Source organism: Lysinibacillus fusiformis (assembly GCF_003049525.1).
In the GTDB taxonomy this organism is placed as follows: Bacteria; Bacillota; Bacilli; order Bacillales_A; family Planococcaceae; genus Lysinibacillus; species Lysinibacillus fusiformis.
This window is the reverse complement of sequence record NZ_PYWL01000027.1, coordinates 1-12,739: the sequence shown is the minus strand read 5'-3', so window position 1 is coordinate 12,739 and position 12,739 is coordinate 1. Positions and strand designations below refer to the sequence as shown.

Below are 12,739 nucleotides of genomic sequence, written 5' to 3'. Positions count from 1 at the left end.
GTAACTAAAGCGATTTTGCCTGTTAACTTACTCATGCTTCCATCTCCTTGTTCAAACATAGTTATATTACATAGAGAATTATAACAAGGAACATTATTTGAAATGTTGCTCTCCTATTCGGTTTCAAAGGGGTGTTTCATCACAGTTTTATTTCATTTCTATAGCGTGACTTTTCATATAAGAATGTTATTCAACCATATGGCTACTTAGATGAAGGAAAGTCGCATTCTTTACTAAAGAAATACATTTTGTGTGCCATAATAAAAACCCTAAATAAAAACCCTGATACAGCAATACACTGTACCAAGGTTTGTATTTTATAGTTATCATCACTCATGTATTCTGTTTAAGTGATCTGTATACATCTTTATTGTAACTCAACACACACTTCTAGTATAAAACTCAATTATTCAACCGTCACCGATTTAGCTAAGTTACGTGGTTTATCCACATCACAACGACGGTGGAGTGCAGCATAGTAGCTGATTAACTGTAATGGCACTACCGATACAAGTGGCGTTAGGTATTCGTGAACATGTGGAATGACTAAGCGGTCTCCATCCTCATCGATACCAGCCATCGCAATAATACATGGATATGCACCACGCGCAGCAACTTCTTTCACATTACCACGGATGTTTAGCCCAACTGATGCTTGTGTAACAAGTGCAAACACTGGTGTTCCTTCTTCAATTAAAGCAATTGTTCCGTGTTTAAGCTCACCGCCAGCAAAGCCTTCTGCTTGGATATAAGAGATTTCCTTTAGCTTTAAGGCCCCTTCAAGGCTCACGTAGAAGTCCATATTACGACCAATAAAGAATGCATTACGCGCGATTTTTAAGTAGTCTTCTGCGATGTCTTCTAATACATCTTTTGAGTCAATCATTGTTTGGATACCGTTTGCGGCAATCGCAAGCTCTTGTTTTAAATCAAATTCTAAGCCTGTGCCATTTGCTTTTGCTGTTACGTATGCTGCTAAAGCAAGGACAGCAACTTGCGCCACATATGCTTTTGTAGAAGCTACCGCAATTTCTGGACCTGCATGTAATAACAATGTGTGGTCAGCTTCTCGTGATAGAGTTGAGCCAGGAACATTTGTAATCGTTAATGTTGGGTAGCCAAGCTCTTTAATTTTTACTAGTACCTGACGGCTATCTGCTGTTTCACCTGATTGTGTAATAAAGATAAATAAAGGTCTTTCTGAAAGTAATGGCATATTATAGCCAAATTCACTAGAAATATGAACTTCTACTGGAATACCAGCCATTTTTTCGAAATATTGTTTACCAATAAGGCCTGCATGATAGCTTGTGCCCGCCGCAATAATATATAAACGATCTGCAGTTCGCAATGCTTCTAAGATTTCTGTATCTATTGTTAGATCGCCATTGTCACCCTCATACGCTTGAATAATTTTGCGAATGACTGTAGGCTGCTCATCCATTTCTTTTAACATATAATGAGGATATGTCCCCTTTTCAATGTCGCTCATATCAAGCTCTGCTGTATATGGTGCACGTTCAACTACAGAACCATCTAGTTTTGTAATTTCAACGCTAGCCTTGTGTACAATGACAACCTCTTTGTCGTGAAGCTCTACATATTGATCTGTCACTTGCAGCATAGCCATTGCATCCGAAGCAACAACATTGAAGCCTTCACCAATTCCAACTAAAAGTGGGGATTTATTTTTCGCTACAAAGATTGTATCTGCAGCTTCTGCATCTAATAATGCAAGCGCATATGAACCATGTAGTAAAGATAATGTTTTACGGAAAGCATCTGCTGTGCATAAACCTTCCTTTACAAACAATTCTACTAATTGCACGATAACCTCTGTATCTGTATCAGATTTCATCGGAATGCCTTTTAAATACGTTTTTTGTAATAGATGATAGTTTTCAATTACCCCATTGTGCACAAGCGTAAAACGCCCTGATGCACTTTGATGAGGGTGAGCATTTAAGCGATTTGGTACACCATGTGTTGCCCAACGTGTATGACCAATACCAATTTTAGCAGCAACATCTTCATCTACTGCTCCTCTTAAGTCTGCGATACGTCCTTTTTCTTTAAAAACAGTTACGCCTTCTTCATTACGTACTGCAATACCTGCTGAATCATAACCACGGTATTCTAGTTTCTCTAAGCCTTTTAATAAAATTTCCTTTGCATCTGATTCACCAATATATCCTACAATTCCACACATAAATTCTCGTCCTCCGATATTGTCAATTTAACGCAATGACAAAGTAGACCTCATCTATCGAATTTTTAGAATGGACAGGCATGCTTTATTTTTATATAAAATAAAACACCCCCGTACATGCAATCAAATCATTCAGCCATCTGAATGGAGCATTCGATATGTGAAGTTTTCTACTATTCATCTATTGCTTTACAATACCTTCTCCATTTCCTGTACATTCAATCGCTCAAATGCTTTCAAAATGAAAAATGACAATCGGGTATGTCGATCGGGAGGTATCCGCCGAATTTTCGATAAACCTCCACCTCGTCTGCTGAAGATCCATTTCGTCCAATTTCTTCAGCTCAGGCGCTATAATTGTTTTCCGATTTTACGCTCTCTTTCCTCCTTTTGCGTTCGTTAAAGAACAAGGTCGGACCTCGTCTTCAACTTCTCCATCATACTCAATCATATGCTATCCGTCAAACTTTCGTTATAAAAAATACCTAGTGCTCTTGCTTTTTCGTGACAAATATGTAGACAAACAATTGTTAGTGGAGGCGAATTTGTAGAGAATCTGAGCGAAATGCTCAAAGAAGGTTTAAAGGGGATCGTATTCGAAATCATTAATCGTTGCACAATTTATGGGTATAAAATTGTCAAACAACGTACGATTATGGACTTTGAGGGTATAGCAGAAGGCATATTGATCTTGGTACAATCACAAATGCGCTCATCACATTATCCAAAAGATAACGAAAGACACAAGCCAAAACAGCTTGTGCCCTTTTTATTATTTACTAGCTAATAAATTTACTATTTCTCTATTAAAGGCAGGTAGGTCATCTGGTGTTCTACTTGTTACTAGTTGCTTTTGACAGACGAATACTTCTTCATCGTGGAATTTTGCCCCTGCATTTTCTAAATCTACTTGAATGGATTTATAACCCGTGGCGTCACGACCATTTAGTGTTTTTGCCGTAATTAGTAGCTGCGGTCCATGACAAATGGCAAAGGTTGGCTTCATATCATCCATAAAGGATTTTACAAACGCCACTACTCGATCATCGGCGCGTAAGATATCAGGAGAAAAACCACCAGGTATAAACAGTGCATCAAAATCATTGTCCTTTACTTCATCAATGCCTTTATCAATTTTTACTGTTTCCCCATGTTTTCCTTTTACTTCTTTTCCTGCCTCTGTATCAATTGTTACTAGCTGATGTCCAGCCGCTTCTAAAGCTTCTTTAGGACTTGTAAATTCACTATCCTCGAACATATCGGTAATAACTGTAGCAATTTTAGCCATATCTATCAAACACTCCTTGTTATTGTGACTCCCTTTTACTGTTCCCCATCTTTTCTATTTCAAACATCCATTTCAAACAAGAAAAACTCGATTTCCTAAAAACGGAAATCGAGTTCATATTCTTCATTTACTATTCTGTTAAGCCCATTTCTGCACGTACAACATCGGCAATACGCTCAACAAAACGCTCACAATCTGTTTCTGTAGCAGCTTCCACCATTACACGAACAAGTGGCTCAGTACCTGAAGGACGTACTAAGACACGACCATTCCCTGCCATTTCCGCTTCTACCTCTGCAATCACAGCGGCCACTTTCGTATTTTCAGTCACTGCATGCTTGTCTGTTACGCGAACATTGACAAGACGCTGAGGATAGATTTTCATTTCAGCAGCAAGCTCCGACAGCTTCTTACCTGTTGCTTTCATAATGTCGACAAGCTGAATACCTGTTAGTAGACCATCGCCTGTTGTATTAAAATCTAAGAAAACAATATGCCCTGATTGTTCGCCACCTAAATTGTAATCATTAGCACGCATTTCCTCTACAACATAACGATCTCCTACTGCCGTTTGTATACTTCGCATACCGTTATCTTCGACAGCCTTATAGAAGCCCATATTGCTCATAACAGTTGAGACAATTGTTTGCTTCTTTAAACGACCAACTGCATTTAAATACTTTCCAATAATAAACATAATTTGATCACCGTCAACAATTTTACCGTTTTCATCTACAGCAATTAAACGGTCACCGTCCCCATCAAATGCTAGACCAACATCTGCATTCTTTTCCAATACAAACTTAGCTAGTCCCTCAGGATGCGTTGAACCTACACCATCATTAATATTTAGACCAGTTGGAGAAGCACCCATTGTAGAAATGTCAGCCTCTAGATCCGCAAAAAGATGCGTCGCTAATGATGAGGTAGCACCATGTGCACAGTCTAATGCTACATGGATACCATCAAATTCTTCATCCACTGTTTGCTTTAAGTATTGAATATACTTTTGTCCACCCTCGAAATAGTCACTTACAGATCCTAAATCAGCCCCTATTGGACGTGGTAATGTATCCTCTTGAGCATCAAGTAAAATTTCAATTTCCTCTTCTTGTGCATCTGTTAGTTTAAAGCCATCTGGACCAAAGAATTTGATGCCATTGTCCGCTACTGGGTTATGCGAAGCTGAAATCATGACGCCTGCATCTGCGCTCATAATACGAGTAAGGTATGCCACACCTGGAGTTGAAATAATTCCGAGTCGCATTACTTCTACCCCAATTGATAGGAGCCCAGCAACAAGTGCACCTTCCAGCATCTCGCCTGAAATACGTGTGTCACGACCAATTAAAACCTTAGGACGGTCAGTTGCATCCTTCGTTAACACATAGCCACCTATACGGCCAAGTTTAAATGCAAATTCCGGTGTTAGTTCACTATTGGCGACGCCACGGACGCCATCTGTTCCAAAATATTTACCCATTCTACTTATTCTCTCCTTCAATGCAAGACTGTGTCATATTCATCCATAGACACTTGTCCGCTTACTTTTGGAAAAGTCTGCTTTTGTTTATTCATTGGTAATTTTTAATAGTCCACTCAGTTAGTTTGTTTGGTGAATATATTGCGGTCTACCCACCAAAACAAACCCCGGTTAGATTTTTGATTTAGAATCAAAATAAAATTATAGTCAGATATTGTTTAAGAATCAATATCTTCCGTTTCATCGGTTGGCGTATTTTTATCAGTAGTAGTACTATCATCCTTCACATCAGTTTCTTCAGTTGGAGGTGGCGCTTCCTCTGTAGAAGCTGGTGTTTTCTGCTCTTCTTCTTTCTCTACTTTTGTAATATCTGCCTTCACTTTTATTTTCTTATCAGATATTTTTGTCACACCATCTGGTAATTTTACATCAATTTCATAAGTTTTTGACTCTGTAATTTTTGACAGGTCTACTGTTATTGGAATTTCTGTTAAACCATCAATAATCGATTTTCTGCCATATACTTTAATCATTTTTTGCGTAAATGTTAAAGAATTGATCGTTATATCATCCAATGCTTGCCCTGTTTCCCTCAAAACAACCGGGAGTTCTCGACTATATTCCCCAATATCTACTTGAACATTAACAGTATCAGGTTCAATTGTCACATCAAGTTTATTTAAGTCTCGATCTAATACTTTTACTGCCGCGTCCTGAGTGAAGGATTGCTTCAAGCCTGGCTCTCCAGCAACAGTTGCTTTTACATAGCTGATGCTTTCAATAGCACTTTTTGCACCTGTCACGTAAACAGTCGGTGGATCAGCTACCATATCCTTTAAAATATACCCTTCTTCTATTAGTCGAGTATTCATTTCAGGGTCCACTCGGAACTCTTTCGTGACCTTTTCCTCAATATTTACATGAATAGTTGCAGGGTCTAATGTAACCTTTAACTTATCAGAAATATTTTCGTATTGTAGCTTTACATCATGCTCGCCAATCAATAGATTACTTAAATCAACAAATACTGAGAAATCCTTTGTTGCTCTTGTTTTTATAACAACAGGCATTGGCCCTTTTATCTTCACATCTACTGTTTCAGGTAAACCTGTTACAATCAGATTCTCATTATCATAATAAACATCTACTGGCACATCACGAATAATATCAGTCTGTTCAGTGGTGGTTGTTGTATTGATTGGAGATAGCTCGGTACGAACTGAGAAAAAAAGCAAAAATGCTAAAAATAGCGCGATGATTCTTAATACCCAAGGGCTATCCATCATTTTATCCATTCTTTTTCCCCCTCCAAGTTAACTTAGAGGCTGCATTTGACTCTTGTGCTGATCCGAACCACATTTTTCGCAATAGTGTCTCGAACTCCTCTAGAGAAAGATTACGATGGAGATTACCATTCAACGTAATACTAATGGCGCCTGTTTCCTCTGAGACAACGATTGTAATTGCATCCGTAACTTCACTTAACCCAAGCGCAGCACGATGGCGTGTCCCTAACTCCTTTGAAATAAATGGACTTTCAGATAGAGGTAAATAACAAGCTGCCGCTGTAACTTTATCTCTTTGCATAATAACCGCCCCATCATGTAGTGGCGTATTCGGTATAAAGATATTAATTAGCAATTCTGAAGAAATTTCAGCATTTAGACCTATACCTGTTTCAATATATTCGTTAAGACCTGTTTCTTTTTCAATTGAAATTAACGCACCTATTCGACGTTTAGCCATATAACTTACAGATTTTTTCATAGCCTCTATAAGCCTTGTTTGCTCCTCGTCTTCTTGACTAGATGATCGTTGGAAAAGTTTACCTCTACCAATTTGTTCTAAGCCTCGTCTGATTTCAGGTTGGAAGATGATAATAATCGCTAAGAAACCAAATTCAATGACCTGCTGTAACATCCAGCCTAATGTTTGTAACCCTAAAAGGTCTGTTGCAATTCGTGCAATAATAATGACGAAAATTCCCTTAAGTAATTGGACAGCCTTCGTACCTTTAATGAGGGTTAAGACCTTATAAACAACGTACCAAACGAGCAGTACATCGATGAAGTTAATAACAATATTCACAGGCGTTAAATCTGTGAAATGTTCAATAATTTGCACGTGGCATCCCCCACTTTTCATTACGAATCCATACACATTCAAGTATAGCACATTCTTATCAAATGTAACTTTTTTCAAATAAAAAGTCTACTCAGAAGAGTAGACCTTTCAGCCTCTCACGTGCACTATTTTTTAGGACGTATAGAGTGTTATTTAGTTTCTTCCTTTTCATCAAATGTCATGGCTGATTTTACAGAGTTTTTAATTGTATACCATAACCATTCAAATACTTCGTCAATTTCTTCAATTCTCCCTGAAACTACCGCTGAAGATGCCATGTATTGCCCGTTTATGACTGTGACGTTACCATCAACTTCTCCTTCAACAACCAAATCGCCATTTTTCACAACAATATCGCCCTTTACAACTTCTCCTTCAGGTACGATAACCGTTTGACCATCCACAACTAAATTGGGCTGCTTGGTCACAGAGAAATGCTGGTCATCCATAAAGCTACCGAGCAAGGTAGCACTCATAAATAAACAAAATACTGCTGCTGCCACAAAAAGTGGATGTCGACGTATCCATTTTTGTATGCCTACTCGACTTTTTGGTTTTGGTAAACGAGCCATTACTGCTGCTTCAAAATCCGGAGGCGCTGTAATATGGGAAGCACTCTTCACAAAGGCGATTGTTTCACTCAATTCATGCATCAACTGTTTACAATCATTACATGTATGCAAGTGTTGCTTTAACTCTTGCTCATGCTCACGACTAATGTCACCGTCTAAATAATCATGCATATAATCAATAATATGCTCTGGACAAGTATTCATGACGCTCCCCCTCCTACAGATTGTTTAACTGCTTACGTAATGCCTCACGTCCGCGGTGAATTCTCGTTTTCACCGTTCCAAGCGGCATATCTAAAATCTCGCTAATCTCTTGCAACGATAACTCTTCTATATATTTCAATACTATAACCGAACGGTATTTATCCGGTAAACGTCCAATTTCGTATTGAATGCGATCTTGCAGCTCCATTTGCTCTAACTGCTCCTCTGGTAGCTGGTCGTCTGCTGCGATTTGTGAATACATATCAAGCCCTTCTGTACCAGCTACTTCTGCATCTAAATAATAATCCGGTTTCTTTTTCCGAATCCGATCTATACAGAGGTTTGTCGCTATGCGATAAAGCCACGTGGAAAACTTTCTTTTCTGATCAAAAGTATGCAAATTCATATATGCCCGAACAAAAGCTTCCTGAGCAATATCTTCAGATTCTTGTTTGTTACCTAACATTCGATAGCATACTTGGTACAGTTTGTGCTGATAGAGACTCACAATATCGGCAAATGCGTTTTGATCGCCTTTAAGCACTTGTTTTATTCTCTTATTTACTAACGCATCCATTGTGTTGACTTCTCCACCTTTACAACTGTCTTATACTATACGACCCATCAATAAGAAAAGTTTCGTTTTATTTCAATTATAGCAAAAGATTTTTATGCAATGTGGCAACAGGCAATTTTTTGAAAAATTTTCTTTAAACTAAAGTTTCTCCAAATAAAGATCCCATTAAAGCAACAGCTACATTTGCTGTTGTATTTTTCTCGTCTAATATCGGATTAACTTCTACAAACTCTGCTGAAGTTAACATTCCAGACTCTTGTAACATTTCCATCGCTAAATGACTTTCTCGATACGTAATTCCACCTGGCACTGGTGTTCCAACACCTGGTGTATAAAGAGGGTCAAGTCCATCTAAATCCAGCGATAGGTGTAATCCATCAACATCTCGCTCTTTTAAATAGGCAAGTGCATCTTCCATAACACGCGTCATGCCAAGTCGGTCAATTTCATGCATAGTGTATACTTTAATCCCTTGTTCACGAATCAAATCACGCTCACCAGGATCTACAGAACGAGCTCCGATAATAATAACGTTTTCTGGCTTAATTTTTGGCACATTATTACGAATTTGAACTAAACGTTCATGCCCAAGCCCAATACTAACTGCTAAAGGCATTCCATGTATGTTGCCTGAAGGTGTAGTTTCAGGTGTATTTAAATCTGCATGTGCATCATACCAAATAACACCTATATTTTTATAATGTTCCGCTAATCCTGCAAGTGTCCCAATAGCAATACTATGGTCACCGCCAAATACAAGTGGGAATTTTTTTTGTTCGACTACTTCATGTACGCTATTAGCTAAAGCCGTACTAACTTCTACTACTTCCTCTAAATTCAATAACTTTTCATCTACTGTCGCGTTTACATGCTTTTGACTAACACGAATATCCCCTTGATCTTGTACCTCGTGTCCAATACTCGCTAAACGTTCAACAACGCCTGCATAACGAATAGCACTTGGTCCCATATCTACGCCTCGGCGTGTTTGTCCGTAATCTGTTGGTACTCCAATAATAGAAATATTAAGTTTATTCATGTTTTTATACCCCCTAAAAGTTATAAGACTATTGTAAAGCCTACTTACCACTTGGCTCAACCCAACATAAATACGCATATTTATTCATTTTCGAATAACATAAAAAAATCTCCTACTGTTTTCAGTAAGAGATTAGTTATCTGTATTTATTATATCACTTTTGAATATATTTTATTCTATAAAAGTGAGCCATGAAGGACTCGAACCTTCGACCCTCTGATTAAAAGTCAGATGCTCTACCAACTGAGCTAATGGCTCATAAAAGAAAAATGGCTGGGGTACTAGGATTCGAACCTAGGCATGACGGAATCAAAATCCGTTGCCTTACCGCTTGGCTATACCCCAATCATTTATAAAACTGGTGGAGGGGGACGGATTCGAACCGCCGAACCCTAAGGAGCGGATTTACAGTCCGCCGCGTTTAGCCACTTCGCTACCCCTCCGAAATAACACAAGAATAATGGTGGAGGATGACGGGCTCGAACCGCCGACCCTCTGCTTGTAAGGCAGATGCTCTCCCAGCTGAGCTAATCCTCCATAGAAACAGGTGTGTTATATCACAGTTTATTTTCATTTTAAAGCCTGTACATCATGATGATGTATTTTAAATGGTGACCCCTACGGGATTCGAACCCGTGTTACCGCCGTGAAAGGGCGGTGTCTTAACCACTTGACCAAGGGGCCAAACTTATGTCTCAAACAAGACAAGAATTATGATAACATTATTTCTACATTCTTGCAACACTTTTCTACATTTTTTTATGTATAAAGCCATCTTAAAAATGAGCAAAAAAATGGCTCCGAAGGCAGGACTCGAACCTGCGACAACCTGATTAACAGTCAGGTGCTACTACCAACTGAGCTACTTCGGAACAATACTATTCAAATCGGTCTTAGACAACCTCTTAAGTACATTTATTATTATAGCAAGCATTCTAAATAATGCAACATATTTGTGTAAAATATTATATTTTTTTGTCGAGAATTTCTTAAATAGTACTTAGAAAGTATAATAGTTCTCTATTAAATCTAAAATTTCTATTTTGTGTATTAAATATTCTTGCTGTATATTATTGCAATTGTTAAAATAAAAATAGTTTTATGAATTTTCTATCATTTTAGGGGGAGGAATGTTCAAATGGTAATAGAGGATTTAATTGCACCGGATGTTTATAACATCACAGAGGAATTAGAAAAGTTTTCGCAAGATAGTGAACGCCAAGCTATACGTTGGTTAAATACACAACAAGAGAGACAAACCGTTACTTACGTAGAACTTGTTCAAAAAATGAATCAATACGCGAATGCCTTTACGAAGAAGGGGCTTCAAAAAGGAGATCGTGTATTAGTTATTATTCCTCGCCTACCTGAGGCCTATTTTGTTTTCCTAGGCTGTTTAAAAGCGGGTATTGTTCCTATTTCCTGTTCAGAGATGTTGCGCGCAAGTGATTTAGAGTATCGTATGGAGCATTCTTCTGCCAGTGCCGTTATCGCCTATGAAGTATTTACTAGTGAAGTAGACAAAATTTCGTCTTCTGTCGATGCTTTAAAAAACAAAATGGTCATCGGAACAGCTACAGGAGATTGGACTTCTTTAGATGAATTGGCTAGCTCTCAGCCAAATACATTTACGGCTGTTGCTACTAAACGCGATGACATGGCCTTCCTTTCTTATACTTCTGGAACAACAGGTAAGCCTAAAGGCGTCGTCCATTCTCATGGCTGGGGCTATGCACATATTCGAACAGCGGCTGCACAGTGGCTTTGTGTACGTGAAGGAGACTTAGTATGGGCAACTGCAGCTCCAGGCTGGCAAAAATGGATTTGGAGCCCGTTCCTATCTACTATTATGTTGGGAGCTACTGCCTTTGTTTATCATGGTGGATTTGATGCAAAAACATACCTTCAGCTGTTGCAGGATGAAAAGGTTAATGTTCTTTGCTGCACCCCAACTGAGTATCGTATCATGGCGAAACTTGAGAATTTAAAAGACTATAATCTATCTTCTCTTCGTAGTGCTGTCTCTGCTGGTGAGCCATTAAATCGACCAGTCATTGAAACATTTAAGAATCACTTTGGTTTAAAAGTCCGCGATGGTTATGGTCAAACTGAAAATACATTACTCATTGGTACTTTGGAAAACACGGAGCTACGACCTGGTTCCATGGGTGTCCCAACTCCAGGTAATATTGTACGTATTATCGACAATGAAGGCAATGAGGCACCTGTTGGCGAGGTTGGCGATATTGCGATACACAAATCATCGCCAGCCTTGTTTAAAGAGTATTATCGTGAGCCTGAGCGCACACAAGCGGCATTCCGCGGTGAATGGTACATTACAGGTGATCAAGCAAAATGTGATGAAGATGGTTACTTCTGGTTTGAAGGTCGGGGCGACGATATTATTATTTCATCTGGTTATACGATTGGTCCATTTGAAGTGGAAGATGCCTTAAACAAACATGATGCTGTACAAGAGTGTGCTGTGGTAGCTGCTCCAGATGAAATTAGGGGGCATATTGTCAAAGCCTACGTAATCTTACGAGATGGCTATAAGGGACACAATGAAGAAGAACTAATCAAGGAGCTACAGGAGCATGTAAAAGCACTGACGGCTCCTTATAAATATCCTCGTAGTATTGTCTTTATCGATGAGTTACCAAAAACAACATCTGGGAAAATTCGTCGTATCGAACTACGAGCAGCAACTGTCTAAAATAGTAAGGAGGCATTTCATTCAAAGAAATGCCTCCTTACTTTATCTACTTTTTAGAATTTTAGACAGAAAAAAAGCCACTACTGAGTGTATCAGTAGCGACTTTTTGCGCCTAGCGATGTCCTACTCTCACAGGGGGAAGCCCCCAACTACCATCGGCGCTAAAGAGCTTAACTTCCGTGTTCGGTATGGGAACGGGTGTGACCTCTTTGCCATCATCACTAGACTATTTTCGGCTTTCAATATACATCGCATTTCTTCGTCAGCTGCTGTCGTTCAGTCAGTCACGTACTTGAGTACGCTCCTTCCCTCTCTCCATTGCTTCCTCGAACTACTCGTATCTTGAAACCCTTCATAAAAGAAATTATTCTTTCAAAACTGGATAAACGGTTCATTGAATGTTTCAAACTTTTTTGGTTAAGTCCTCGATCGATTAGTATTCGTCAGCTCCATGTGTCACCACACTTCCACCTCGAACCTATCTACCTCATCGTCTTTGAGGGATCTTACTTACTTGCGTAATGGGA

Annotated in this window: 10 protein-coding genes, 6 tRNA genes and 2 rRNA genes; 2 read left to right on the top strand and 16 right to left on the bottom strand. The window is 38.9% G+C overall.

Going from position 1 to position 12,739, the window contains the following annotated elements; all coding sequences use genetic code 11:
• Positions 1-406: 406 nt before the first annotated feature.
• On the bottom strand, positions 407-2,209 hold the full coding sequence (gene glmS / locus C9J29_RS23865; RefSeq protein WP_090002159.1) for a glutamine--fructose-6-phosphate transaminase (isomerizing): 1,803 nt from the start codon (positions 2,207-2,209) through the stop codon (positions 407-409).
• Between the two features lie 565 nt (positions 2,210-2,774).
• Between glmS and C9J29_RS23860 the strand changes: the two genes are divergently transcribed.
• Positions 2,775-2,996, top strand: a complete 222-nt coding sequence (locus tag C9J29_RS23860; RefSeq protein ID WP_090002161.1) for a hypothetical protein — start codon at positions 2,775-2,777, stop codon at positions 2,994-2,996.
• On the opposite strand, the gene C9J29_RS23855 is transcribed toward C9J29_RS23860, so the two are convergent.
• The 13 genes from C9J29_RS23855 to C9J29_RS23795 all read right to left on the bottom strand — a co-directional run bounded on the left by C9J29_RS23855 (position 2,982) and on the right by C9J29_RS23795 (position 10,368).
• Positions 2,982-3,497, bottom strand: coding sequence for a type 1 glutamine amidotransferase domain-containing protein (locus C9J29_RS23855; protein ID WP_107922896.1), 516 nt, complete (start codon positions 3,495-3,497; stop codon positions 2,982-2,984). The genes C9J29_RS23860 and C9J29_RS23855 overlap by 15 nt on opposite strands.
• Positions 3,498-3,627: 130 nt before the next feature.
• Entirely contained in the window at positions 3,628-4,980 is a 1,353-nt protein-coding gene (glmM, locus tag C9J29_RS23850) for a phosphoglucosamine mutase (RefSeq protein ID WP_090002165.1), read from the bottom strand.
• Positions 4,981-5,198: 218 nt separating this feature from the next.
• Positions 5,199-6,275: a CdaR family protein gene (locus C9J29_RS23845; protein WP_008175531.1), complete on the bottom strand. Its 1,077-nt coding sequence runs from the start codon at positions 6,273-6,275 to the stop codon at positions 5,199-5,201.
• Positions 6,268-7,104: a diadenylate cyclase CdaA gene (gene cdaA, locus C9J29_RS23840; protein ID WP_012296035.1), complete on the bottom strand. Its 837-nt coding sequence runs from the start codon at positions 7,102-7,104 to the stop codon at positions 6,268-6,270. Before cdaA ends, C9J29_RS23845 begins: the two co-directional genes overlap by 8 nt.
• Positions 7,105-7,253: 149 nt before the next feature.
• Complete coding sequence (locus tag C9J29_RS23835; RefSeq protein ID WP_008175536.1) at positions 7,254-7,880, bottom strand: anti-sigma factor family protein; 627 nt, start codon at positions 7,878-7,880, stop codon at positions 7,254-7,256.
• A 13-nt stretch (positions 7,881-7,893) separates the two neighbouring features.
• Entirely contained in the window at positions 7,894-8,457 is a 564-nt protein-coding gene (gene sigW, locus C9J29_RS23830) for an RNA polymerase sigma factor SigW (protein ID WP_004225410.1), read from the bottom strand.
• Positions 8,458-8,590: 133 nt separating this feature from the next.
• Entirely contained in the window at positions 8,591-9,496 is a 906-nt protein-coding gene (gene rocF / locus C9J29_RS23825) for an arginase (protein ID WP_107922895.1), read from the bottom strand.
• Positions 9,497-9,681: 185 nt separating this feature from the next.
• Positions 9,682-9,754 (bottom strand) — tRNA-Lys (locus C9J29_RS23820).
• A gap of 12 nt (positions 9,755-9,766) precedes the next feature.
• Positions 9,767-9,841: transfer RNA gene (locus C9J29_RS23815), tRNA-Gln, on the bottom strand.
• A 14-nt stretch (positions 9,842-9,855) separates the two neighbouring features.
• Positions 9,856-9,939, bottom strand: a tRNA-Tyr gene (locus tag C9J29_RS23810).
• An 18-nt stretch (positions 9,940-9,957) separates the two neighbouring features.
• Positions 9,958-10,033 (bottom strand) — tRNA-Val (locus C9J29_RS23805).
• A 72-nt stretch (positions 10,034-10,105) separates the two neighbouring features.
• Positions 10,106-10,180, bottom strand: a tRNA-Glu gene (locus C9J29_RS23800).
• A gap of 111 nt (positions 10,181-10,291) precedes the next feature.
• A tRNA-Asn gene (locus C9J29_RS23795) sits at positions 10,292-10,368 on the bottom strand.
• Between the two features lie 266 nt (positions 10,369-10,634).
• Between C9J29_RS23795 and mbcS the strand changes: the two genes are divergently transcribed.
• Positions 10,635-12,212, top strand: a complete 1,578-nt coding sequence (mbcS, locus tag C9J29_RS23790; RefSeq protein ID WP_089987407.1) for an acyl-CoA synthetase MbcS — start codon at positions 10,635-10,637, stop codon at positions 12,210-12,212.
• 110 nt (positions 12,213-12,322) lie between these two features.
• Here the strand turns inward: mbcS and rrf are convergent.
• Together rrf and C9J29_RS23780 are read right to left on the bottom strand one after the other, a co-directional pair.
• Positions 12,323-12,438: ribosomal RNA gene (rrf, locus tag C9J29_RS23785) — 5S ribosomal RNA — on the bottom strand.
• Between the two features lie 187 nt (positions 12,439-12,625).
• Positions 12,626-12,739, bottom strand: a 23S ribosomal RNA gene (locus C9J29_RS23780); the annotation flags it as partial.